Origin of the sequence: Bordetella sp. FB-8, assembly GCF_000382185.1 — a bacterium.
Taxonomy (GTDB): domain Bacteria; phylum Pseudomonadota; class Gammaproteobacteria; order Burkholderiales; family Burkholderiaceae_B; genus Bordetella.
Window position 1 is genome coordinate 2,365,356 of sequence record NZ_KB907784.1, and the last position, 24,626, is coordinate 2,389,981.

Annotated in this window: 22 protein-coding genes, 1 tRNA gene and 1 pseudogene; 16 read left to right on the plus strand and 8 right to left on the minus strand. The window is 62.9% G+C overall.

The genetic code is table 11. The annotated features are described in order from the left end of the window. Positions 1-53: 53 nt before the first annotated feature. The 7 genes and pseudogenes from H143_RS0111385 (at position 54) to H143_RS0111420 (ending at position 8,050) form a co-directional block, all read left to right on the plus strand. Positions 54-686, plus strand: coding sequence for a class I SAM-dependent methyltransferase (locus H143_RS0111385; RefSeq protein WP_019938374.1), 633 nt, complete (start codon positions 54-56; stop codon positions 684-686). Between the two features lie 24 nt (positions 687-710). Beyond that, positions 711-1,180: pseudogene (locus tag H143_RS21390) on the plus strand (LysR family transcriptional regulator); the annotation flags it as partial. A gap of 342 nt (positions 1,181-1,522) precedes the next feature. Further along, complete coding sequence (locus H143_RS20490) at positions 1,523-4,225, plus strand: EAL domain-containing protein (RefSeq protein WP_019938376.1); 2,703 nt, start codon at positions 1,523-1,525, stop codon at positions 4,223-4,225. A 54-nt stretch (positions 4,226-4,279) separates the two neighbouring features. Further along, positions 4,280-5,938, plus strand: coding sequence for a PAS domain-containing methyl-accepting chemotaxis protein (locus H143_RS20495; RefSeq protein WP_019938377.1), 1,659 nt, complete (start codon positions 4,280-4,282; stop codon positions 5,936-5,938). A 123-nt stretch (positions 5,939-6,061) separates the two neighbouring features. After that, a complete protein-coding gene (locus H143_RS0111410; protein ID WP_019938378.1) occupies positions 6,062-6,457 on the plus strand; it encodes a hypothetical protein in 396 nt (131 codons plus the stop codon). Positions 6,458-6,516: 59 nt separating this feature from the next. Further along, complete coding sequence (locus H143_RS0111415) at positions 6,517-7,320, plus strand: transporter substrate-binding domain-containing protein (protein ID WP_019938379.1); 804 nt, start codon at positions 6,517-6,519, stop codon at positions 7,318-7,320. A 70-nt stretch (positions 7,321-7,390) separates the two neighbouring features. After that, a complete protein-coding gene (locus H143_RS0111420) occupies positions 7,391-8,050 on the plus strand; it encodes an amino acid ABC transporter permease (RefSeq protein WP_019938380.1) in 660 nt (219 codons plus the stop codon). 49 nt (positions 8,051-8,099) lie between these two features. Here H143_RS0111420 and H143_RS20500 read toward each other — a convergent pair whose 3' ends face one another. From H143_RS20500 to H143_RS0111435, 3 genes are all read right to left on the minus strand, one after another. After that, the gene (locus H143_RS20500) at positions 8,100-8,813 is read right to left on the minus strand and encodes a hypothetical protein (protein ID WP_019938381.1); all 714 of its coding nucleotides are present in this window, start codon (positions 8,811-8,813) and stop codon (positions 8,100-8,102) included. Between the two features lie 32 nt (positions 8,814-8,845). Continuing rightward, positions 8,846-9,598 (minus strand): SDR family NAD(P)-dependent oxidoreductase, encoded by a 753-nt coding sequence (locus H143_RS0111430; RefSeq protein WP_019938382.1) that lies wholly within the window; start codon positions 9,596-9,598, stop codon positions 8,846-8,848. Positions 9,599-9,697: 99 nt separating this feature from the next. Continuing rightward, complete coding sequence (locus H143_RS0111435; RefSeq protein ID WP_026349956.1) at positions 9,698-11,116, minus strand: MFS transporter; 1,419 nt, start codon at positions 11,114-11,116, stop codon at positions 9,698-9,700. A gap of 132 nt (positions 11,117-11,248) precedes the next feature. Here H143_RS0111435 and H143_RS0111440 point away from each other — a divergent pair, with 132 nt between their 5' ends. The 3 genes from H143_RS0111440 to H143_RS0111450 all read left to right on the plus strand — a co-directional run bounded on the left by H143_RS0111440 (position 11,249) and on the right by H143_RS0111450 (position 12,962). Further along, positions 11,249-11,911: a thiopurine S-methyltransferase gene (locus tag H143_RS0111440; RefSeq protein ID WP_019938384.1), complete on the plus strand. Its 663-nt coding sequence runs from the start codon at positions 11,249-11,251 to the stop codon at positions 11,909-11,911. Positions 11,912-12,025: 114 nt separating this feature from the next. Next, positions 12,026-12,862, plus strand: a complete 837-nt coding sequence (locus H143_RS0111445; RefSeq protein ID WP_196801299.1) for a flagellar brake protein — start codon at positions 12,026-12,028, stop codon at positions 12,860-12,862. Positions 12,863-12,885: 23 nt separating this feature from the next. Next, a tRNA-Arg gene (locus H143_RS0111450) sits at positions 12,886-12,962 on the plus strand. Between the two features lie 35 nt (positions 12,963-12,997). Here H143_RS0111450 and ggt read toward each other — a convergent pair. Continuing rightward, complete coding sequence (gene ggt / locus H143_RS0111455; protein ID WP_369751167.1) at positions 12,998-14,776, minus strand: gamma-glutamyltransferase; 1,779 nt, start codon at positions 14,774-14,776, stop codon at positions 12,998-13,000. 204 nt (positions 14,777-14,980) lie between these two features. Continuing rightward, positions 14,981-15,271 carry a 4a-hydroxytetrahydrobiopterin dehydratase gene (locus H143_RS0111460; protein WP_019938387.1) on the minus strand — a complete coding sequence of 97 codons (291 nt, stop codon included), beginning with the start codon at positions 15,269-15,271 and terminating at the stop codon, positions 14,981-14,983. Positions 15,272-15,546: 275 nt separating this feature from the next. Between H143_RS0111460 and H143_RS0111465 the strand changes: the two genes are divergently transcribed. The 6 genes from H143_RS0111465 (at position 15,547) to H143_RS20505 (ending at position 22,048) form a co-directional block, all read left to right on the plus strand. After that, entirely contained in the window at positions 15,547-16,677 is a 1,131-nt protein-coding gene (locus H143_RS0111465; RefSeq protein WP_019938388.1) for an ABC transporter substrate-binding protein, read from the plus strand. 153 nt (positions 16,678-16,830) lie between these two features. Further along, positions 16,831-17,718 (plus strand): ABC transporter permease subunit, encoded by an 888-nt coding sequence (locus tag H143_RS0111470; RefSeq protein WP_019938389.1) that lies wholly within the window; start codon positions 16,831-16,833, stop codon positions 17,716-17,718. Then, the gene (locus H143_RS0111475) at positions 17,715-18,503 is read left to right on the plus strand and encodes an iron ABC transporter permease (RefSeq protein ID WP_019938390.1); all 789 of its coding nucleotides are present in this window, start codon (positions 17,715-17,717) and stop codon (positions 18,501-18,503) included. Before H143_RS0111470 ends, H143_RS0111475 begins: the two co-directional genes overlap by 4 nt. Before the next feature lie 2 nt (positions 18,504-18,505). Further along, positions 18,506-19,561: an ABC transporter ATP-binding protein gene (locus tag H143_RS0111480; protein ID WP_019938391.1), complete on the plus strand. Its 1,056-nt coding sequence runs from the start codon at positions 18,506-18,508 to the stop codon at positions 19,559-19,561. Positions 19,562-19,784: 223 nt separating this feature from the next. Next, the gene (locus tag H143_RS0111485; RefSeq protein WP_019938392.1) at positions 19,785-20,510 is read left to right on the plus strand and encodes a DUF6776 family protein; all 726 of its coding nucleotides are present in this window, start codon (positions 19,785-19,787) and stop codon (positions 20,508-20,510) included. Between the two features lie 95 nt (positions 20,511-20,605). Beyond that, complete coding sequence (locus tag H143_RS20505; protein WP_019938393.1) at positions 20,606-22,048, plus strand: bifunctional diguanylate cyclase/phosphodiesterase; 1,443 nt, start codon at positions 20,606-20,608, stop codon at positions 22,046-22,048. A 6-nt stretch (positions 22,049-22,054) separates the two neighbouring features. Here H143_RS20505 and H143_RS0111495 read toward each other — a convergent pair whose 3' ends face one another. Genes H143_RS0111495 through H143_RS20510 form a run of 3 tightly spaced genes read right to left on the minus strand, consistent with a single transcriptional unit; the run spans position 22,055 to position 24,560 of the window. Then, positions 22,055-23,029 (minus strand): D-glycerate dehydrogenase, encoded by a 975-nt coding sequence (locus H143_RS0111495; protein WP_019938394.1) that lies wholly within the window; start codon positions 23,027-23,029, stop codon positions 22,055-22,057. 38 nt (positions 23,030-23,067) lie between these two features. Next, the gene (locus H143_RS0111500) at positions 23,068-23,541 is read right to left on the minus strand and encodes a hypothetical protein (protein WP_019938395.1); all 474 of its coding nucleotides are present in this window, start codon (positions 23,539-23,541) and stop codon (positions 23,068-23,070) included. A 44-nt stretch (positions 23,542-23,585) separates the two neighbouring features. Beyond that, a complete protein-coding gene (locus tag H143_RS20510; RefSeq protein WP_019938396.1) occupies positions 23,586-24,560 on the minus strand; it encodes a diguanylate cyclase in 975 nt (324 codons plus the stop codon). Positions 24,561-24,626 lie beyond the last annotated feature (66 nt).

The window sequence follows — 24,626 nt, forward strand, 5'->3', positions numbered from 1 at the left end:
TTCCCCTCGCACGCCGCGCACTTTTACGACCCCCAACCGCAAAGGAGATCCCGATGTACGACCAATCCAAGTTATCCGAGTTAATCCGGTTCGCACGAGTCGATGCGGGCTCCACCATCATCGACGTTTACCCAGGTGACGGCGACTGGACCCGTCTCTTCTCGGATGTCGTGGGACCCGAAGGACGGGTCTACAGCTTCGTGCCGGCCGAAGTCGCCCACTTCAATAACGATCCGGTCGGCCGCATGCGAACGCTTGCGAGGGAACCGGGCCGAGAGAACGTGGAAGCCGTTTCGGCGGACCTCGTGGCGATTCCGGAGGTCATGCAACAAGCGGATGTTCTTTGGATGCATCTGTTCTACCATGATCTCCACACCGCACTGATCCAGACCAAGGGCGCGACGGCGGCCGACTTCAACCGAGCCGTCTACGAGCGGCTAAAGCCCGGCGGGTCCTACGTCATCGTCGACCATGCCGCCGCCGCCGGGGCAGGCACGAGCGACGCCCAATCGTTGCATCGGATCGACCCTGCGTCTGTCCGCGAGGAGGTGGAGGCAGCCGGCTTCGTGCTTGATGCGCAAAGCACCTTGCTCGCGAACAAGGACGATCCTCACTCGATCAAGGTGTTCGACTCCTTGATCAAGGGAGAGACCGATCGCTTTGCCTATCGGTTCGTGAAGCACTGACAGATCCCGACCCCGACTTCGCCAATGGAGCTACGTCACCTTCGATGTTTCATCGCGGTCGGCGAGGAGCTTCATTTCGCGCGTGCCGCTGAACGGCTACACATCGAGCAGTCACCGCTGTCGCATGCGATAAAGGAATTGGAAGAAGACCTGGGCGTCAAGTTGTTTGTTCGCACGACGCGCAGCACACGGCTGACTCGTGCAGGAAAGCGGTTTCAGGAGCATGTGCCGCGTGTGCTCACCGCTTTACAGCAGGCCTGCGACAGTGTGAAGGCTGTCGCGGCGGGCTACCATGGCCTGCGCTATCGGACAGCGTTTCACAGGGCCGATTGACCGCCTTGCTGGCCTTGTGCCGGGAACAAGAATCAGAGGTGGATATCCGCCTGTACGAGGTGTCCTTCGCACAGCAGGTGAAGGGCTTGTCCGGTGACTTGTACGATGCGGGCTTCGCTCAGTGTGCTGACGTCGATGACGGTCTCATCGCAATTCCTGTGCGGCAGGAGCGGCAACTATCGCGGCTTTCCTTCAGGGAGTAGCCTTGCTTTTCTAATTGTCGTTCTGCAAGAAGGACGAGTCGGCAAACATGTGCTTTTTTGCCCGCCTCGCCAGGCGCCAGGCTGAGTCGACATGCATTTTTAAGATTGGGGGCTGTGCAAGCGAACGCAGCCCCGCCCCGGTTGTTACCAACTCAGCGTTATTGTTATTCGCAATGCGCCAAATAGATGCGTAAAGTAACATCCTACGTGTGCGGTCAATAAGCTCGATCTGCGGACTCTGTAGTACAGGGTGTATGGCTTGTGGCCCATGACTCGATCAAGTCCTATAGCGAGAGTCGAATGAAAGATCAAAAAAACATCGACAATGCGCTACCCGGTTCTGCACAAGCGCCGGCCGCCTATGACGCGCTCACCGATTTGCCCAACCGGGCAATGGTCCTGCGGGAGGGGCAAAGGCTTCTGGCCGAGTTCCAGCGTGCCGCTACGCATCTTTCTTTGCTGCTGATCGGTCTGGACGGACTCTCATCGGTCGGGATAACGTTGACCGACCCCTTGAGCGATGTGGCGATCCAGCAAGTCGTCGGGTGTCTGAAAAATTCCTTCCGCGATATGGATTTTCTAGGGCGCGCCGGCGATCGCGTGTTCGTGGCCCTTGTGCGCCATGAGGACCCCCGGCACATTACGGCGATCGCGGCGCGTATTGCGCACATGCTGAACGAACCGTTCTCGGGCATGGGCCAGAACATTCCGGGTGGCGCGGTGCGCGCGCGCCTGGGCGTGGCCACTTATCCCCAAAACGGGGCCGATATCCAGGCGCTGCTCGCGCATGCGCAAGCCGCAATGCGCCATGCCCAGAACGCGGGAGACGGCCAGCCCGGCTTACAGGGCAGCGATTCCAGCCAGGGTCTGGATGAAGGCACGGGCCAGGTTCTTACGAACATCGAACCGAATGCCGCAGGGCGCGAACCCGCCTCGAAGCGGTCTGCGCTGTATGGCGGCAGCGTCTCCCGCAGCCTGGCATCACTGACCGCGACCCTGCGGCCACACATGGACGCCATCGTCGACGACTTTTACGGCCGGCTCAGTCAGATGCCTGGCGCCCAGGACATCATCAACAGCCTGTCTCAGGACGAACTCTCACACCTGAAGGGCAAGCAAAAAGACAATATCCTGATGCTTTGCTCCCCGGTTCTGACGGAGCGAGAGCATGAGGCCACTGCCCTGAGGCTGGGACGCATGCATGCCATGACCGGCCTGGACCGGGCCATACTTGCCGATAGCCATGAAACGCTGCAGAGCATCATCCTCGATTATGTCGATGCGTCATGGCACTCACGGGCGCTTTCGATACTTTACCGCCGGCTCCTGAAGGAGCTTGCGTGGCAATTGCACGCCGTGCAGGATCTTCAGCAGTCCCATCAGCGTATCTTGCAAGAGATCAACGCGCTTTCATGGAATGCCAGGAGTTATCTCGATCTCATCACCCAGGCGACCGATGTCCTGGCGCTGAGCGAGGGCATCCTGGGGTGCGTCCTCATGCGTCCGGACGATAGTGGCCTGCTCATGCTCGAAGCGCTGGCCGGCAATGCGGTTCATGATGTTTTCGAAAGCGTCCAGGCACAGCAAAAGACCTGGCTGTGGGCGGGCGAGGATCCGACCAAGCCGGGGCCGACCCACAGGGCCTGGCATACCAGGCAGATCGAACGCTGCCTGAATTACGCGACGGACGCGTCGGTGGCGCATTGGGCCCCCTTGATCCGAGGCACGGCGATCCGTTCGAGCGTCACGCTTCCGCTGGTCATCTCCCAGGACCGCGATCCCATAGCCCTGCTTGCCCTGTATGCAAAGTTTCCGGGCGGATTTTCTTCGCGCGAACAGAAGGCGTTCCTGGTTCAGGTGCAGTCTTTGCTGGTCTTCGGCATCAACCGGCTGGAGAGCTGGAGCGGCGTGACGCACACCGTTCCCTACTTCGTAAGGCGCCGCTGGCATGCCCTGCTGGAGGATACCGGCCTCGAAATGCACTATCAGCCCATCGTCGAACTGAAAACGAACCGCACCACCAAAGTCGAAGCGCTGGCACGGCTGCGCGACGGGAGCCGGTTGCTCACCCCCGCGCAATTTTTTCCCGCACTGTCGATGGAAGACTTCTTCCATCTGTATGTGCGTGGCCTGAATCAGGCCTTGAGGCAGCGCGTCCAATGGCGTGCGCAAGGTTTGGAACTGGACATTGCCGTCAATTTGCCGGCAGCCGGGCTGACCGATGCCAGATACGTCCAAGCGACGCGCGAGGCCTTGAAAACCCACGCCTGCCCGCCGGCTGCGCTCACCCTGGAAGTGCTCGAGACCGAAGAGCTCGCGCCGAACGTCGACTTGATCGAAGCGCTTGGCCACTACCTGAACCTTGGGGTGATGCTTGCCGAGGACGACCTGGGGTCCGGCTACAGCAGTCTCTCGCGTTTGCGGGAAATTCCTTTCCAGATCGTCAAAATCGACCGCAGTCTCATCCATCAGGTCAGGCAGGACGCGTTCAATGCGCTTCGCTTTGTCTATCAACTGACCCGGTTGGGCCACAACCTGGGCAAAAAGGTCGTTGTCGAGGGTGTCGAAGACGAAGGCATGCTTCGGGCGATTGCGCTGCTGGATACGGACTATGTGCAAGGCTATGTGGTCGCCAGGCCGATGCCGGCCGATGCCTTGCCCGACTGGCTGGCCTCATCGCGCAGTCCCTTGCCCGTTTGCAGCGACAATGTCCGCGCGGATAACCCCATGGTCAAGCTGGCGTGCCTGCTGACCTGGGAGGAGGAACTGCACCTGCTGCTGGAAGGCACCTGTCCGCCGCTGCCCACGGACGACGCCCGGCTTTGCGACATGCGAAACTTGATCATGTCTATGCCCATTTCGGACTCCGGTGCGGTTCAGGCCAAGAACCAGCTGTTTGCCAATGCCCTGGATGACGGTCTGCGCAGCATGGCTTACGTCCAAGCCCGCGAAGAGCTGATCATCATGATTTTCAACGCCTGTCCGGACAGGCCGCCAGTATGAGCGAGGCGATGCCTCGTTCGCTCAAGCACTTCATTTTCTGCCCCTGAGAGCATCATGCGAATTAATCTTCCCGTTACGCAAAACGAATACGTCTTTCCCGCTGACCAGACGCTGATCTCCATTACGGACCTAAAAGGCCGCATCACCTATTGCAATTCCAACTTCGCGACCGTCAGCGGGTACGCCCAGGACGAGCTGCTGGGGCAGCCGCACAATCTGGTGCGTCACCCGGACATGCCCGCCGAGGCATACCGCGATATGTGGGATACGATCGAATCCGGACGTCCGTGGACCGCCCTGGTCAAGAACCGGCGCAAGAACGGCGACTACTACTGGGTGCGGGCCAATGCCACGCCCATGCGCGACGGCGAGAAAATCGTCGGCTATCTCTCCGTGCGCAGCCATGCGCCGAAAGCGCAAACCGAGCTGGCTGAAAAGCTGTACGCCAGGATGCGGCGCGACCTCGAGCGCGGCCGTCTCGTGCATGTTCTGCATCGCGGCGAGTTGGTCGTCAAGACACCGTGGGGCCGTCTCAAACGCATGCTGGCCCTGGGTTTGCGCGGAAAATTCGTTCTGACCACGCTGGCTGCGGCGGCGGTTCCGGTCGCGCTGGTGTTCATGCAGTCTCCCGCGTGGGTCTGTGCCGTCACCGGATTGCTTGCCGCGCTAGCCATGGCGATGGTGCAGATCAGCATGGTCGCGCGGCCACTGCGCAACATACTCGGCATTACCAATCAGCTGGCCGCCGGCGATCTGTCCAATCCCATCGAGGTCAGCGGCAAGGGTCAATTCGCGCAAATCCAGCTTGCCCTGGCACAAATGGCGCTATCCATACGCACCGCTGTCCGCGATGTGCAGGACGAGGTGATCAACCTGCGCAGCGGTACGCGCGAAATCTCCGCGGGCAACCAGGACATGTCCTCGCGTACCGAATCGCAAGCCAGCAGTCTGGAGGAAACCGCGGCCGCCATGGATCAGATCAACGGTACGGTGCAGAACACCGCGGCGCTCGCCGAGGAGGGAACATCTCTGGCGCGCGACACCAGCATGGTGGTCACGCGCAGCCATGAGGCCGTCGAAAACGTCGTCGATACCATGAAGAGCATCAATCAGGCCTCCAACCGCATCGGCGACATCATTCAGGTAATCGAAGGCGTGGCGTTCCAGACCAATATCCTGGCCCTGAACGCGGCGGTCGAGGCCGCGCGCGCCGGCGAGCAGGGCAAGGGCTTTGCCGTCGTGGCCGGCGAGGTGCGCGCCCTGGCGCACCGCACGACCCAGGCGGCCAAGGAGATCAAGACACTGATCGAAGAGTCCGCCCAGTGGGTGACCGTCGGCGACCAGCGTACCGAGCAGGCGCGCCAGCGCATGAACGAAGTGATGGAGTCGGTCCAGCGCGTCATGAGTCTGCTCGAACAGATCAACACGGCCTGCAAGGAACAATCCCTTGGCGTGTCCCAGGTCAACGCGGCCGTCACGCAGCTCGACGATATTACCCAGCAAAACGCGGCCATGGTCGAGCAACTGGCCGCGTCGGCCTCCTCGCTGGACGATCAGGTGAACCAGGTGCACGACGCCATACGCGTGTTCCACCTGAGTGCCCAGGACGTGAGCCTGGCACAGGCCGATGCGGTCCAGTTGCGCCGCCAGCACCGCGGCAACCCATCGGAACCCACGCGGGTTCCGGCCAAGCGGCTTGCGCTGACGCAATAGGCCGATTCGATCCGTCGCCGGCATACCGGGAAAGTCGGCTCTTTCTCCGATCCGCCGCGTCGATTCTTCGGCGCGGCGAGCCTGCGCTCGCTTAGCAAGGGGAAACTCGCCCGGATCGGGCTTGTGCTGGCGCAGAGGGCGCTGTTGGCGCATATGGCTGTGCGCGACGTGCGTGACGAGGTGGAGAATTTGCGTCAAAGCACTCAGGCCATCGCGGTCGGCAACCAGGATATGTCCGCGCGCACGCAATCGCAGGCCCGCAGCCTGGAGCAGGCTGCGGCGGCCCTGGATCAGGTCAACGGCACTGTGCAGAGCGCAGCCGCGCCGGCCGGCGAAGGCGCGACACTGGCGCGCGACACGCGTGTGGTGGTCGATCGCGGCAAGGAGGCGGTGCAGAACATGGTGCGGGCGATGATGAGCATCAACGAGGCGTTGCACCGCATGGGCGGCATCATCGCCAAGGCTGGCCGCATGCCTGCGGCGTGCGTGCCCGGCGTTGCGGATCCCTCGAGCGCTTGATCGACTCCCGACGAATCGGGTACAACACGAGGCGATCAAAACAAATGAGGAGACGCGCCATGAAGTTCTCGAAAATCCTGCTTGCAGGCATGTTGTCGATTTGCGCCCTGAGCCTGACCGCCGCGGCGGCCCGTGCGCAAGATCTGCTGGATTCGGTCAAGCAGGCCGGTGTGCTCAAGATCGGCCTGGAAGGCACGTACCCTCCGTTCGACTCGCGCAACAGCAAGGGCGAACTCGTCGGCTTTGACGTTGACGTCGCCAAGGCCCTGTGCGCCAAGCTGGGCGTCAAACCCCAGTTCATCCCCACGGAATGGAGCGGCATCATCGCCGGCCTGCAGGCCGGCAAGTTCGACGTGATCATCAACCAGGTGACCATCACGCCGCAGCGGCAGCAGGCGCTGGATTTCAGCCAGCCTTACACGTATTCGGCGGCTCAGCTGATCCAGCGCGCCGACGACAAGCGCGACATCAAGTCGCTGAGCCAGTTCAAGGGCAAGCTCAAGCTGGGTGTGACGCTGGGCACGAACTACGACCAGATGGCCAAGGCGGTTCCGGGCATTAATGTGCAGACGTATTCGGGCGCGCCTGAAAAGCTGGCCGACCTGATGGCGCATCGCATCGACGCCACCATCGACGACAGGCTCATGCTGCCCTACATCATCAAGACCTCGCACTTGCCGCTGCGTCCGGGCGAGATCCTGCAAGGCGCCAACCAGGAAATGGGCATCCCCTTTCGCAAGGGCAACCCCAAGTTCGCCAAGGCCATCAATGACGCGCTGACCGCGATGAAGCAGGACGGTACGCTCAAGAAGATCTCGATGCATTGGTTCAACACCGATGTGACCCATCCCATCGGACACTGATCCTTCGTTCTCCCCTTGCGCCGCGCCGCCGTAGCAACGGCTGGCGCGGCGCGGTTTTTTCGGATTGCACATGGCGCATCTCGATCTCATCTGGCAGTCCTTGCCCGTACTTCTGCAGGGCGCTGCGATTACCCTGAAATTCGCGCTGGCATCGGCGGTCTTGGGCTTATGCGTCGGCGTCGTGGTCGCCATCATGGGCATCAGCCACAATGCCGCTCTCAGGCGCACTGCAAAGGGCTACGTCAGCCTCATGCGCGGTACGCCGCTGCTGGTGCAGATCTTCGTCATCTATTACGGTCTGCCGGACATCGGCATTACCTTCGACCCGACATCGGCGGGCATACTCGCCTTGACCGCCAATGCCGGCGCCTACCTGTCGGAAAGCATGCGCGGCGCGATCCTGGGCATCAGCCAGGGCCAGTGGGACGCGGCTCGCAGCCTGGGCCTGGGCTATCTGCAGATATTGCGATACGTGATCTGCCCGCAGGCGCTGCGGCTCGCGGTTCCCAGCCTGGGCAACACGCTGATCAGCCTGATCAAGGACACCTCGCTCGTCTCGGTGATCACGGTGACCGAACTGCTGCGCTCGGCTCAGGAAGTGATCGCCGCGACCTTCCAGCCGCTGCCTTTGTATTTGACCGCCGCCGCGATCTATTGGCTGCTGAGCACCGGGATGGCGGCGGTGCAGCGGCATGTCGAGGCGCGCCTGGCCAGATCCATCGTGCGCTGACGGACGAGGCGGCGTGGGTCCCGCGAGGCCTGCCGGCCGGCGCCGCGGTTCAGGGCCGGTGCGTCCAGGTCCTGAACGGGAAATGCAGCGCATGTCCCGTGAAGTCGGGAAACTCATGGAAGTCGGCGCGCAGGGCGTCGCGCACCGGCGTCTGCATGGCCGCCGTCATGGCTTGCGGCGTATCGAAGATCACCTTGTTGCGCTGCATGCAGGGCCGCACGGGCAGCGGCAGATCGCAAATGGCCACCGCCGGCGTGTAGATGTCGATGCCGCGTATGCCCGGGAATTTCGCCAGCAGGTAGGGGTGGTGGGCGACATAGAAGACGTGCCAGGCGTTTTCGTCCTGGGCCGGGCCGGCATATTCCACCCAATAACTCAGGCTGCCGTCCTCGCCCTGCGCGATACGTTCGTCGGCGACGGCATAGCGGCGCGCCAGCATCGCCTGCTGCGCGGCCGGCACGCCCTTAAGGCTGGGCAGGAACTTGGGTTCGACCAGCACCGACAGGTGCGCGCCGGGGTGCAGCAGCGTTTCCAGCGCCAATACGTCGGCAAAATCGAGCTGCAGGATGAGCGCGGGCTGGGCCTGCTCCTGCTCGCCGGCGTAATGCGGATCGTGCGCCTGGGCCGGGGTGAGGATGTGTCCCGCCAGCAGGCCCGGGCAGCCGCGGATCAGCGCCTTGAGCGCATTCAGGTCGTATTCGTCGACACGGGTGCCGGCGCTTGCGCCCGCGCCTTGCCAAACGCAAAACCAGGTAATAGCCATGGTGTCGGGCCTTCGAGGTTGGGGGCGTTGGGTCAGAGCGCGATCGTCGCCGCGACGCTGGAGCCGCCGCAGACGAACAGATTCTGGCCTGTGATCCATTCGTTGGCGGGTTCCAGGAAAAAGGCGATGGCGCGCGCCACATCTTCGGCGGTGCCCAGCCGCTTGAGCGGGATCGACGCGGCCAGGGCATCGCGCTTGGGGTCGCCTACGGGCAGGCCTGCATCGAGCATGGGCGTGCCGATGGGACCGGGCGAGACGGTATTGACGGTAATGCCGTAGGGCGCGAGTTCCAGCGACCAGGTCCGGTCCATCGACACGATGGCGGCCTTGGACGCCGAGTAGACAGTGCGTCCGGCCAGCCCGACAATGGCGCGCGTGGACAGATTGACGATGCGGCCATAGCGCCGCTGCTTCATGCCGGGCACGACGGCCTGGGTCAGCAGGATGGCCGCGCGCACGTGCAGATTCATCAGATCGTCGAAATCCTGGTCGGTGACTTCTTCGAGCGGTTTGTGGATGACGCGGCCGGCATTGTTGACCAGGATGTCGTAATCGCCTTCCCGTGCGATCTGCGCGGCGGCGCCCTTGACGGCGGCCGGATCGCTCAGGTCAATGGCGCGCTGGGTGAGCCTGGGGTGGCTGAATCCGGCGCGATCCGAGCGTGACAGCGACACCACCTGGGCGCCCAGCTCCAGGAGCAGATCGCACAGCGCCGCCCCGATGCCGGTGCTGCCGCCGGTGATGAGGGCTTTCTGGCCATGCAGGGGCGCGCGGGATGTGCTCATGGTTGTCCTTGGGCGGAAGTTGTCCTGGAGCTACATAGTTTAAGCTTGAAGCTTTAAATTTCAAGCATGGAAAACCGCCGCGGCGGCGTGACGCGAAAGTCAGTGGCCGCCAGCCGTGGCCGAGGCGCCGGCCACGCTGCTGCCCCCGTCGATCGGCATGCGCCGCGTGATCGCGATCGACGCAACCGAGAACATGCCCACAATCAGGAAGGCGGGCCAGAAATCGGTCCAGGCCAACTGCGCGTGGCCGTTCAGCGACTGCGACAGATGCAGCAGCATGCCCGCGATGGTCACGCCCAGGCCCAGCGACATCTGCTGGATGACGCTGGCCACGCTGGTGGAGCGGCCGACGTCGCGGGTCTCGATGTCGGCATAGGCCAGGGAATTGAGGCTGGTGAACTGCAGCGCGGGGAAAATGCCACCCAGGGTCACGATGAACCAGATGGTCAGCCAGGACATGCCCGGGTGCAGGACGCCGCACAGGGCCACGGCCATGCCGCACAGTACGGCGTTGACGATCAGCACATTACGAAAGCCCCAGCGCTTGAGGATCTTGATGGCGACGGTCTTGGTGCAGAAACTGCCGATGGCCGAACAACAGGTGATGATGCCGCCTTCGAAGGCCGTCATGCCCAGTCCGTCCTGCAGCAGCAGCGGCAGCAGAAACGGCAGCGCGCCCAGGCCGATGCGAAACAGCGAACCGCCCAGCACGCTGCAATTGAAGGTGGGGATGCGCAGAAAGCTCAGGTCCAGCAGCGGATTTTCCACGCGCTGCGAGTAGATCCAGTACAGGCCCAGGAGCAGCGCGCCGATCAGGACCAGGCCCACCGCCGTGCTCTCCAGGATCAGGCCGCTGCCTATCGTCGACATGCCCAGCATGAAGAGCGAAGCGCCCAGGCCCGTCAGGACAAAGCCGGTCCAGTCCAGCTTGCCAGGGTGATCTTCGTGGCTGTTCTCGATGTAGCGGTTGGTGAGGTAGATGCCCAGGATACCGATGGGCACGTTGATGAAGAACATCAGGCGCCAGTTCAGATAGGTGGTGATGAAGCCTCCCAGGAGCGGCCCCAGCACCGGTCCGGCCTGGGCCGGGATGGTCAGATAGGTGACGGCCCGGATGAACTCCGACTTGGGTACGGCGCGAAACATCAGGATGCGGCCCACGGGCACCATCATCGCGCCGCCCACGCCCTGGATGAAGCGGGCCAGCACCAGCGTGGTCAGCGAGGTGGCCGCCGCGCACAACAGCGATCCCACGACGAAGGTTGCGATGGCGGTGCGAAAGACCGTACGCGCGCCGAAGCGGTCGGCCACCCAGCCGCAGATGGGGATGAAGACGCCCAGACCCACGACGTAGCTGGTGACGGCTAGCTTGAGCGTGATCGGGTTGTGCCCCAGGTCGCGCGCCAGCACGGGAATGGCGGTGACCAAGATGGTCGAATCCACATTCTCCATGAGCAGCGCGCAGGCAACAATGAGCGGCACGATGAGCGGGCCGAAGCGGGAGGATGTCAAAGGCATGGCGGATTGCGGCAGGAGGTGCCGGGGCATTATGACATTGAAGGCTGAAAGGAAACCGAAGATCGCTTCGAGTATTCTTGCCCGAGCGCGGCCGGCCAGGCCGGCCGCGAACGCAGGCAAAGGAGCAAAGGAATGGATTCGCATTTTTGGCTGGAGCGCTGGCGCCAGGGGCAGACCGGGTTCCACATGAAAAAGACCACGCCCCTGCTGGCCAAGTATTGGCCGGCCCTGGGCCTGGCCCGGAAGGGCCGGGTGCTGGTGCCCCTGTGCGGCAAGTCGCTGGACATGCTCTGGTTGGCCGGCCAGGGTCACCAGGTCCTGGGCGTGGAGCTGTCTGCGCTGGCCGTAGAGCAGTTCTTCGCTGAAAACCGGCTCGTGCCTCAGATGCGCCCGGTGCCGGCAGGCACGCTTTACAGCGCGGGCGACATCCAGATCCTGTGTGGCGACATCTTCGCGCTGGGCCAGGCCGACTTCGCAGGATGCGTGGCTGCCTATGATCGGGCGGCCCTGGTTGCACTGCCGACGCCCATGCGCGAGCGCTATGCGCGCCACGTCTACGGACAACTGCCTGCCGAGTGCCGGGCCTTGCTTCTCACGCTCGAGTATGACCAGCAGGAGATGGCCGGTCCGCCCTTTGCAGTTCTTGAAGAAGAAGTCCGGACTTTGTATGCATCCTGGGCCGGGGTCTGCGTATTGGATCGGCGCGGCATTCTGGACAAGGAACCGTCGTTCGCCGCCCGCGGTCTGACCCGGCTGGATACGGTGGTCTACGAATTGCGGCGGACCCTGGCTTGAATTCGCGCCGTCGGAGTTTTCGGTGTGCTGCTACCATGTTTTTGAATTTTTTTACGTGCATTGTGAACACTCTGCGCCGCGCCCTTGGGCCGCGGCGTATTCGGGAGGGCGATTTTGCTGAAGTCCTGGCTGCGTAAGTTGCACGCCGTGGCGCTTGCCAGGGGAGCGTCCGGCGCGGACGCGCATGATGCCCAGCCTGAATCGAGCGGCAAGCACCTGGAAATCGTCCATTTGCTGCGCTCGGTGCGCGACGAGCAGTCCCTGGCGATCATTTCGCTGAACGGACAGGCCGACAACGGCGTCACCACGCTTCTGGAAGTCGTCCAGCAGGCCAAGATGCTTGTCTTTGCCGGTTTGTCCGATTCCGGCCTGACCGAGCAGCTACTGGCTAACCGCGGCCCGCACGTGGTCTCGACTTCCTGCGACCAGGTCTATCTCATGTTCGAGATCGAAGGCCTGGAGAAGACGGATTATTTCGGCCGTCCCGCACTCAAGGCCGGCCTGCCCAGGACTGTCACCTACATGCAGCGGCGCGATGCCTTTCGTACCGCCGTCCCGCCGGACAAGGACGTGAATTGCACGATTCTGCAGAAGGACGCCGCCATCCATCCCACGGCCGGCCGGCTGGCCGTGCGCGATCTGAGCGTGACGGGCCTGGCCCTGGCCGATCCGGCGCGCGTGCTCGATGCCGAGTACGGCAGCCTCTACGCGGCCCGGCTGGACATCCCCCGTGCGGGCGCCTTCGATGTAAACCTGAGCGTGATCCATGCCAGCGGCGAAGAGCCCGCTTACAATGGCACGGCCAAGGCGCGCCGCATCGGCTGCTCCTTCGTCGATATGCCCTGGAGCGTGCGCATCCGCATCCAGAGCTTCGTCAGCGACCTGCAGCGCGAGGAAATCATGCGTCAACGCGGTCTGTCGGGCCACGGTAAAATGCCGCCATCCGCCTGACAGGCGGACATGGCTTATCCATGCCGCCCTTAGCTCAGTTGGATAGAGCACTCGCCTTCTAAGCGAGCGGTCACACGTTCGAATCGTGTAGGGCGGACCAACGGCTTATGCAGCGCATTTGCGCCGTCACTGTATTCAATACCCGATCGCCGCGCCCGCCGGCCGGCGCGGATCGTTGGCGCCGTAGCGCCGACCTGCCTGCACGCCGGTATCGGCTACGGAATCGTTGCCCACTTGCGTCGCGCTCTCGCGCTGGCCGGGCAAGGCGCCGATCTGGATGATTTCCGCGGCGCCCCAGGGCGCCTCGGCCTTCATGTCATAACCCATTGCCTTGAGTAGGCGCAGCGTATCCGGAGACAGGCCGCCCCGTTCGTAATCGACGACGTCGGGCAGCCACTGATGATGGATGCGCGGCGCATCCACGGCTTCCTGGGGCTGCATGCCAAAGTCGATCAGGTTCAATGCGACTTGCAGGACGATGGTGATGATGCGCGATCCGCCTGGTGAACCCAGCACCAGCTTGACTTTGCCGTCGCGCAGGATGAGGGTCGGCGCCATCGACGACAGAGGCCGTTTGCCCGGCTCGATGTCATTGGCCTTGCCCTGTACCAGCCCGAAGAGATTGGGCGCGCCGGGTTTGGAGGTGAAATCGTCCATTTCGTCGTTCAGGAAGAACCCGTGGCCGGGCGCCATGACGCCAGCGCCGAAACGGCCATTCAGGGTGTAGGTCACGGCCACCGCGTTGCCCTGGGCATCGACGACCGAATAATGCGTGGTCTGCGGTTTTTCCTCGGCTGCGGCGCCGGCGGCCGGCAAGTGCGACACGCCGGCAACGCCGGGTTTGATCCGATCCCGGATGGCCTGCGCGTGCGCGGGACTGAGCAGGCGATCGATGGGGTTGTGGACGAAGGCCGGGTCGCCCAGTTCGGTATTGCGGTCTTCGTAGGCGTGGCGCATGGCTTCGACCAGCGTGTGGACGTACTGGGCGGAACCAAAACCCATGGCATGCAGGTCGTAGCCCGAGAGCACGCCCAGCAGTTCGCACAGCGTCACGCCGCCGGAACTGGGCGGCGGCGCCGACAGCACGGTATAGCCCCGGTACTGGCAGGACAGGGGCGCCGATTGCGTGACCCGGTAATGCGCCAGGTCCGATGTCCGCAACACGCCGCCGGACTGGCGTGACGCGCGCCCGATCGCAGCGGCGATCGGGCCATGGTAGAAGGCGCCGGCGCCGTGATCCGCAATGGCTTTCAGCGTGGCGGCCAGATCGCGCTGGATCAGACGCTCGCCGGGCCGCAACGGGCTGCCGTCCGGATGCAGGAAAATGCGCCGCGCCTGCGGATTGCGGCGAAAGCGCGCCGTGTCCAGATCCAGAATGGCGGCGTCGTCGCGCGTGAGCACGAAACCCTTGCTGGCCAGCGCGATAGCGGGCGCCATCACCTCGCGGCGCGGCAAGGTGCCGAATTCCCGCAGGGCGGTATCCAGCCCCAGGACGGTGCCGGGGACCGCCACGGCGCGCCAGCCGTCCAGGCTGGCGCGGGGCTCGATCTGGCCCCGGGCGTCCAGATACATGCCCGGCGTCGCCCGCGCGGGGGCGGTTTCACGGAAATTCAGGAACACATTGCGGCCGTCGGCCAGGTGCAATGTCATGAACCCTCCGCCGCCCAGATTGCCGCAGCAAGGGTCCACCACGGCCAGCGCATAACCCATCGCGACCGCGGCATCGACGGCGTTGCCGCCGCGCTTGAGGATGTCTTCCCCGGCCTGCGAGGCCAGGCGCTGGGCCGAGACCACCATGGCATGCCGGCCCTGGACCGCGGGCAGCGACGCGGCGCGAGCGGGCTGACCCGGCAGTCCATGCAGCGCGGCGCACGCCAGCGCAACCCGAAGCAGGTCGCGCGAAAGGCGGCGCAGCCGCCGCCATGACAGGGGGAAAACGGAACAAAGCATCGGGGGGTCTCCATTGTCGGGGATTCGCCCGGTCGGAACGAACCCGGGCACTCCCTGTATGGGCCCGTGCCGCGCCAGTCTTGCGTTGTATCGCAAATTCCGCGTGAACTGTAGGGCGCCAGGGGTGCCTGGGCGGGGGGCAGGCGAGGTTGCCGCGTTCGCCAAGCCTCAGGCGCCGTGCAGCGTGTCCATGAGCCGCGCCAGCTGTACGTCCAGTTCGGTCACGCCGCCCGCGTCGTGCGTGGACAGCACGACTTCGACCCGGTTGTAGACATTGAACCATTCGGGATGGTGATCCATCCGCTCGGCTGCGAGTGCCGCGCGCGTCATGAAGCCGAAGGCGGCGTTGAAGTCTTTGAAGAGAAAGGTCTTGGCTATGGCGTCGCGCCCGTCGACGGCTGTCCAGCCAGTCAGCGAGGACAGCGCTTTCGCCGCGCCGATTTTGTCCGGTCTTTGCATGTCTATCTCCAGGTTTCGGGTCCGCGTTCGGCGCGCAATCCATCGATGACGGCGCGCAGGGCACCTCCCTGCCGAGGGCGCCGATGCGTTGCCAGGATCCGGCCGCATGTAATTTTCGCGCTTAATCAAAGTCGAGGGTGTCTGGAAATTCTGGATTTCCCGTATCGGTATGGTGTAAACGCCCCGTAATTTTGAACGATTATGCTCCATGGCCCTTAATGCTCGTAAACTGCCCAAGCCGTCGGTGACTGGCGGCTAGCTCTCAGGAGAAGTCGATGACAAAGTTGGTTAAAACTGCAAGCTGCAAGATTGTTGTCTCCGAGATTGCCATCGCTATTGCCGCCGCGGCGGCACTTCCGGCGGTCGCCCACGCCGACAAGCTCGGCGATCTTTATGCCGCCGCCAAGAAAGAAGGCGCGCTGACGGTAATCGCCCTGCCGCACGACTGGTGCGGTTATGGCGATCTGATCACCGCCTTCAAGGCCAAGTATCCCGGAATCACCGTCAACGAACTGAATCCGGACGCCGGCAGCGCCGACGAACTGCAGGCCATCCGGGCCAACAAGGGCAACACGGGCCCGCAGGCGCCCGACGTCATCGACGTGGGCTTGGCCTTCGCGCCGGCTGCCAAGAAGGAGGGGCTGCTCCAGCCCTACAAGGTCTCGACCTGGAACGAAATCGGCAACAACGTCAAGGATGCCGACGGCTACTGGTACGGCGACTACTACGGGGCCATCGCCTTCGGCGTGAACAAGGACCTCATCAAGGACGATCCCACCAGCTGGGCCGACCTCAAGAAAAAGGAATACTCCCACTCGGTCGCGCTGGCGGGCGATCCGCGCTCGGCGGCCGAGGCCATACTCGGCGTCATGTCGGCCGGCCTGTCGATGGGTGGCAAGCCCGGCGCGGATGCGGGCAAGAAGGGGTTGGAAATGTTCGCCGAGCTCAACAAGATCGGCAATTTCGTGCCCGTCATCGGCAAGGCCGGCACGCTTGCCCAGGGCCAGACCCCCATCATCATCGGTTGGGACTACAACCTGCTGGCCTGGCGCGACGGTCTGAAGGGCAATCCCCCGGTGGATGTGGTCGTGCCGAAAACGGGCGCGCTGGCGGGCGTCTACGTGCAGGCGATCAGCGCCTATGCGCCGCATCCGAACGCGGCCAAGCTCTGGGAGGAGTTCCTGTATTCCGACCAGGGGCAGATCGGCTGGCTGCAGGGCTATTGCCACCCGGCGCGGTTCAACGCCATGTCGGCGGCCCACAAGTTCTCGCAGGCCATGCTCGACAGGCTGCCGCCCGCGGCAGACTATAAAAATGCCGTGTTTCCGACCATCGAGGAACAAAGCGCCAACAAGGACGTGATCGTCGCCGGCTGGGACAAGGTTGTCGGCGCCAACGTCAAGTAAACCCGGCCGTACCGCATGACAGGCTCCGCCCGCCGCGGCGGAGTCTTTTTTCAGCCGGGCCGCGCCCTGGCGCAAGCACCCTTGGCGGGTGCAAGCCCCAGGGGGGAGCGGTGCGGCGGTTCTCCTTGTGTCTGTGATCGGAGCCGGAAAGGCATGGCGACACGCACTTCTACGATTTTCCTGCCCGCCGCGCGTTCGCGGCAGGTGGGCAACTGGCTGGCGGTCGCGCCGTTTTTTCTCTTCGCGCTGCTCTTTCTGATCCTGCCGACCTTGAACATCGTGGTCGGCGCGTTCCGCGACGTCGACGGTCACCTGACGCTGGGCAATCTGGTCAAGCTCTTTACGCCCTCGATACGCGATGCATTCTGGCTCTCGATACAGCTGAGCGTGCTGACGGCCGTGCTCGGCTGCCTGTTCGGCTTCACGATCGCCGCCGTGCTCACCTTCGGCAGGCTGCCCGGCGGGCTGCGCAGCGCAATCATCACGTTTTGCGGCGTGGCCGCAAATTTTGCCGGCGTGCCCCTTGCCTTTGCCTTCATCGCTACATTGGGGCGCCTGGGCTTTGTCACGCTGCTCCTGCGCGACTGGTTCGGCGTCTATCTCTACGCGACCGGCTTTGATCTCATTTCCTTCAGTGGCCTGGCCATTACCTATCTTTATTTTCAGATTCCCCTCATGGTGCTGATCATCCTGCCGGCCCTGGAAGGACTGCGCCAGGAATGGAGCGAGGCGGCCGCGAGCCTGGGCGCGAGCGGTATCCAATACTGGCGCATGGTCGCCCTGCCGGTGCTCTGGCCATCGCTGCTGGGTACGCTGGCCTTGCTGTTCGCCAATTCCTTCGGCGCGGTCGCCACCGCCATCGCGCTCACCGGTTCTTCGCTTTCCATCGCGCCGATCATGCTCTTCGCGCAGATCCGCGGCGATGTGCTGAACGATCCGCATCTGGGCTATGCCATCGCGTTCGCCATGATTGCGCTGACCGGCGTCGCCAACGGCATCTACATCTGCCTGCGCATGCGCGCCGAAAGGTGGGTCAAATGAAGGGCAAAAGGCTCTGGTCCTGGATTGCCGTCGCGCTGGGAACCGCGTATTTCCTGCTGCCGCTTGTCGGCATGTTCGACTTTTCCCTGAAGATGGAGCGCGGAAAATACAGTTTCGAGGCTTACCGCGTCGTGCTGTCCGATCCGCAGTTCCAGCAGACCTTCGGCTATTCCGTCGCGCTGGCGCTGCTGACCATCGTGCTGGGCGTGCTGATCGTCGTGCCCACGGCGTATATCGTGCGGCTGCGATTTCCGGCGGTGCGTCCGGTGATCGAGTTCATCACGCTCATGCCGCTGGTGATCCCGCCCATCGTCATCGTGTTCGGCTACATACGCATCTACAACACCTCGTCCGTCCTGCCATTTACCGGCAGTTGGCTGGGCACCAACGTCCTGCTGCTGTTTGGCTACGCAATGCTGGCGCTGCCGTACATGTACCGATCCATCGACACGGGCATGCGCGCCATCGACATCGCAAGCCTGACCGAGGCGGCGCAGAGCCTGGGAGCCGGATGGGGCAGGATCCTGGCGACCGTGATCCTGCCCAACGTCTTCGTCTCCGTCCTGTCCGGCGCGTTTCTCACTTTCGCGATCGTGATCGGCGAGTACGTTTTTGCCGCCCTGTTGAATCTGAACACCTTCGGACCGTACATGGTCTGGATGGGCGGCAACCGGGCTTATGAACCCTCGGCGCTGGCGGTGGTGGCTTTCCTGATCACCTGGGCCTGCATGGGCCTGATGCAACGGGTCACCCGTTTTTCCAAATCCTCCTTAGCAAAGCGATAGTCATGGCTTTTCTCGAACTGGCGCATCTCGAAAAAACCTTTGGCGGCACCCATGTCGTCAAGGACTTCAATCTTGCCATTGAAAAGGGCGAATTCGTTTCTTTCCTCGGACCTTCGGGCTGCGGCAAGACGACCGTGCTGCGTATGGTCGCGGGGTTCGAGGCGCCGAGCTCGGGGGTCATCCGCATTGACGGGCAGGACGTCACGCCGATGCGCCCGAACCAGCGTCGCATCGGCATGGTGTTCCAGGCTTATGCGCTGTTTCCGAACCTGACGGTCGAGCAGAACGTCGGTTTTGGCCTGCGCGTACAGGGCAAGAGCAAGACCGAAATCCGCTCGCGCGTCGGGCAGATGCTCGAACTGATCGGCCTATCCAAGCTGGGCGAACGCTATCCCTTCCAGTTGTCGGGCGGGCAGCAGCAGCGCGTGGCGCTTGCCAGGGCGCTGGCCATTTCACCGCGCGTATTGCTGCTGGACGAACCCTTGTCGGCGCTCGATGCGAAGATCCGCATCAGCCTGCGCGAAGAGATCCGCCGCATCCAGCGCGAACTCGGCATCACGACCATCTTCGTGACGCACGACCAGGAAGAGGCGCTTTCCATGTCGGATCGGGTCGCGGTGATGCACGAAGGCGTGGCGGATCAGATCGGAACCCCGTTCGAGATCTACAACCGTCCCGCCACGCGCTTTGTGGCGCAGTTTGTCGGTACGCTCAGCCTGCTCGATGCGGCTGTCCTGGAAGCCGGTGCCGGCAGGCTCAGGATAGGCGATGTGCCGGTGACGCTGAACCGGGCGGTCGAGGGCGGCTGCGACAAGGTCAGTCTGGCGCTGCGTCCCGAGACGGTTGCGCTGGGCCGGCGCCAAGGTCGCGATGTCGTGCTTGCTGGCCGTATCGCCGACGTGCATTTCCTGGGTTCGGTAATTCGTATCCGTGTGACGATCGCCGACCAGTCCGTCTTGCTCGATACCTTCAATCAACCCGACGCGCCGCCGCCCGCGGTGGGTTCGCAGGTTGAGATCAGCGTTTGCGAGAACGATCTGCTGGTGCTGGCCGCATAACGGCCGATGGTCTTTTTCCTTCGAAGCGCAGGGCGCGGCGCCCCCGGCCCGTGAGCGCTTTCGTTACGAAATTCAGACGGGCTCCTCGTGCGCCGGATACACGGTTTTTCACAGTGTCTTCTTGAGCAACCGAATATTTTGAAAGCGCGGCGCGAGCCCTGTACGACGATATCCTGCGTGATTACACGGCAAGACCGTAGTCCAGCAAGGATGGATCGAAGACATGGGGATATTCGGAAGTTCGCGGGAAAATGTATTCAAATCGTCACCCTATGCGTCCAGGCGCCGCGCGCGCCGCATGCCGCGCTGGCTGATGCTTCTGCTTGTCGGCGTCGCGCTGGGTGTGAGCGGCGTGCTCTTTTTGCAGCACAACTACGGTCCTCGGCAATTGACGGTCGAGGAATCCAACAAGCTGCTCAGCGATCTGCAGGCGATCACGCTGGAACGCCAGAGTCTGCAGACTCAGCTCAGCCATGTCCGGAGCGAGCGCGACCGGATCCAGTCGTCGCAGAAAAAGGCGTCTGCCGATCTGGCCCAGGCCAACGGGCGCATCGCCACGCTGACGCAGACGCTGCAGATCCTGCAGGACGCGGTGCCGGCCGATCCGCGCGGCGGCAATATCGGCGTGCGCTGGGGCGAGATCACGGCGGGCAATGGCGTGGTGAACTACCGCGTCCTCGTCATGCGGGAGCAGGCCGGCAATGCGCCGGCCTTCCAGGGGCAGCTCGCGGTCGAGCTTTCGGGAACCCGCAATGGACGGGCCGACACGTTCGCCTCGCCGCCCCTTGCGTTCACGCTGGACCGCCTTGCTCCCTTGCAGGGCAGCATCTCGCTGCCTGACGGCTTTGTGCCCCAGAAGGCGACACTGCGCGTGAGCGATGCCCAAGGCCATGCCCAGGCCATGCGCATTTATTTCGTACGCAGCGCCCCCGTCAGGCCGGGGGGATGAATTGTCGTGGGTTACACGAACGAAAGATTCACTATGTTTCAGTGGTGTAACATCAAGGGCATCTATAGCTGTCCCGTGGTGATGAGGGAATCGTGATGCTAGGCAGCGACAACATAATCTTGGTGCTGTCGGCGCTCCTCTTGGCGTTTCTAGTGCTGTTCATCGTGTCCGATCGGCAATCGCGGTCGCGTATGGGGCTGACCGTGCGCTCGCTGGACAAGGCCAAGCGGGAAATCGACCGGCTGGTTCAACACGATTCGCTCACTCAATTGCCCAACCGCCGGATGTTCAATGAGTTGCTCGATCAGACTCTGGCCGGCGAGCAGCGCCGCAGGCCTGAGCGGTTTGGCCTGCTGGTCATGGACTGCGACGGCCTGGAGGCCATCAACGAGGCGTACGGATATACGATCGGCGATCAGTTGCTGGTCGAAATCGCGCACCGTGTGCGGGAGATCGTGCCGATGCAGGTAGTCGTGGCGCGGACCCGGGGCGACGAGTTCATCATGATGGCCGGCGCGGATGGCGTCGACGAAGTTTTCAAGCTGGCATCGCAGCTGGTGTCGGGCCTGCGCCAGCCTTTTCGGCTGGCGGGCTACCAGTTGCAGATCACCTCCAGCATTGGCATTGCGATGTATCCCGAGCACGGTAAGACCCGCGAGGCGCTGGTGACCAACGCCAATGCGGCGCTTTATCACGCCAAGGGGCAGGGGCGCGACACCTACAGCCTGTTCCAGGAATCGATGAGCACCGTCGTGCAGGAGCAGACGCAACTGCTGGCGGATTTGCGCCAGGCGTTCGATCGCGGGGAGTTCACGCTTTACTATCAACCGAAGTTCGACGCACCGAGCGGACCGGTCAGCGGCGTCGAGGCTTTGATGCGCTGGGTGCATCCGGAGTTGGGCGTCGTGCCACCCGACAAGTTCATTCCCTTGATGGAGAGGCTGGGGCTGATCGTGTCCATAGGCAATTGGGCGCTGGACGAAGCCTGTCGGCAGATGGCGCTATGGCACAGCATGGGGCATGCCAACTGGACCGTGGCCGTCAATATATCGGCTCAGCAGTTCAGTCACGCGGACCTGATCCACTCGGTGCGCGAGGCATTGAGCCGCCATGCGCTGCCGCCGCAGTCCCTGGTGCTGGAAATCACCGAGACGACGGCCATGCGCGATACCCAGGCAAGTGTGCGCGTGCTGCAGCAGTTGGACGAGATGGGGGTGGGAATCTCGATCGATGACTTCGGGACGGGGTATTCCAGCCTGTTGTACCTGAAGCGGCTGCCGGCCAGCGAACTGAAGATCGACAAGGGTTTCATTCAGGACCTGAATGCAGACGCGCAGGACTCGGAAGACGCGGCCATCGTGTCGGCCATCATCGCGCTGGGCCGCGCCCTGGGCCTGAAGGTCGTGGCCGAAGGCGTGGAGACCCGGGCGCAGCAGGAGTTCCTGACCCGCATTGGCTGCAATTCGCTGCAGGGCTTTCTATTGGCCCGCCCCATGCCCGCGGATCAATTGCTCGAAACGCTGACGGCATCGGCGTAGCGCCGCTCAACCCCAGAGTTCGGGGTTGACCATGGCTGTGGGGCGTATGCCGCTCAAGGCGTCGATGAGGTTGTGCACGGCCAGCTCCATCATGGCGCGCCGCGTTTCGTGGGTGGCGCTGCCGACATGGGCCTGCAAGACGACGTTGGGCAGGCTGCACAGCGGGCTGTCGGCTGGCAAAGGCTCGGTTTCCATCACGTCCAGGCCGGCACCGGCGATCTTGCCGCTGCGCAAAGCCTCAATCAGCGCAGCCTCGTCCAGCACAGCGCCACGCGCGGTGTTGATGAGATAGGCCGTGGGTTTCATCATGGCGAACTCGCGCGCGCCGACGCTGTGCCGGGTCTCGGCGGTAAGCGGCACCAGCACGCAAAGCACGTCGGCGTCGCGAAACAGTGTGTCGCGATCGACATAGGAGGCCAGTCCCAGGGCTTCGGTTTCCTCGTCGAGGCGGCGATTGTGGTAGATGACCTTCATGTCGAAGGCTTGCGCGCCGCGGGCCACCACACGGCCGATGCGCCCCATGCCAAGCAGGCCGAAAGTCTTGCCGCGGATGTCGTGCGTCAAAGGGAAGGGGCCGCGGGTCCAGGCACCGCTGCGCACGAAGGCATCGCCGGCGACAAGATTGCGCGCCAGGCAAAGCATCAGGCCCAACGTGACGTCGGCCACCGCGTTGTTGAGCACATTGGGCGTATTGCAGATCAGCACCTTGCGCCGATTGGCTGCCGGCAAGTCGACGTTGTCGTAGCCGACGGCGAAATTCGAGCTTACCCGCAGCCTGGGCAGGGATTGCATCAGGTCGTCGTCGACGCGGGTGCGCGGCGTGATGAGCTGGCCCTGGATGTCGGCGCGCACTTGGGCGGACAGGACTTCGGCGGGGCGTTCGCCCACGGGCACATCGACGATGTCGAAACGGCCGGCCAATTCGGCGCGCAAGTCTTCGGGAACGGGGACGGAAACGATGACGCGAGGGCGGGTGGTCATGTCGAAGCGGGGCGGGGGACCGGTCGGGGGCGCAGCGGTCAGCGGTAGACCCGCTGGACTTTCGGCCTGCTGTCGCCGTTGAAAACCGGGCTTTGTCGGATAATGGACGATTGCAGCGTGGACAGATTCGAACCCATGGCGGTCGCGGCGGTCTTGGCCAGGCTCAGCTTGGCTTCGAAAATGGCGCGCGCGGCGTCCAGCGCTTGCTTCTCGCTGTCGTCGAGCTGGTAGTCGCGGAAGGCCTTGCGGTCATAGGAAACCACGAAAAGATCGGGTATGGCGATAGCCAGCATGCGCACGTAAGCGCCCAGGGTCTGGTGGATCTCGTTCTCTATGCCGAGCAACTCGTTGCTCCAGCGCAGGTAGCCATTGGCCACGGCGCGGACCATGCCCGTTATTTCGTATTCCCTGCGTGCCTCGGCCAGGACATTGTTCAGGATTTCCTTGAGCAGTATGTTCAAAGGTCCCGACAGGCGTATCGGCAGCAGGATGATGCGCTCGAGTTCATTCATTGCGTCGGCTAGCAGCGGGCAGACTGATTTAAGTTGTTATTGTGTCACAGTAATTCGCGGGTACAAACGCGATTTCGCCCTTGCTCCTTGGCTTGATAGAGTGCCGCGTCGGCTGTTTTCAATATGTCGTTCATCGAGGTGCAGGGGCCAGGCAGAAGCGTGACTAGGCCGACCGACACGGTTACATACGGCGAGACGCCCGAATCGAGATGTTCGATCCCCAGGCCGCAAACCCGTTGGTGCATGAGTGCCGCGATCCGCGCCGCCGCCGCCGAATCCGCGTTCGGGAGCAGCGCGAAGAATTCTTCCCCGCCATAGCGTCCTATCAAGTCGCGGGGGTCATGGGCGCACTGCTGCACCGTCTTGGCAATGCGTCGCAAGCAGTCGTCGCCCGCAAGATGCCCATATCGATCGTTGAATTTCTTGAAGTAGTCGACATCGATCATGGCAAACGAAAGCGGTAGATTTTCGCTGGCGCAGCGATGCACTTCCCGCGGGAGGTAATCGTCAAGCTTGCGGCGGTTGGCGACCTCCGTCAGTCCGTCGATATTGGTTAACGTTTCCAGCTTTGCCTGGGCCGCACGCAATGCGGTCACGTCGCGATGATGCCAGACGCGGGCCATTCTTCCGGGACTAAGTTCGATCGGTATGAAATCGCGCAATAGCGTGCGCCCGGAACTCATTGCGATCTCTTCACCCAGGCATGGCTCGTTCTGATCGACGAGAAAACGGATTCTTTCGATTGCCGATTTCGTGTCTTTGTAGCTCGCGGCAATGATAGCGATCAACGCGCCGCTGGTCATGCCTGTCAGCGAGTTTGGCGAAGCATCAATGGAGAATTGCTCGCAAAAGGTCTCGTTCGCATATTCGATTTTTCCATCGTGTCCGACGAGCAATATGCCATCACGCATCACGGTGAGTAGCGTCTTGAGATGCGAATATCGGACATGCCGCCGATAGCAAATGCGAGAGGCGATTGATTTGAAAAAATTCACGATATGGCTATATTCAACTGCCATAAGTATGCCAGCCCGCCGTGTTCGATACCGCTTAATTGTTTTTCCTGCAATTTTTTGATTTGCAGG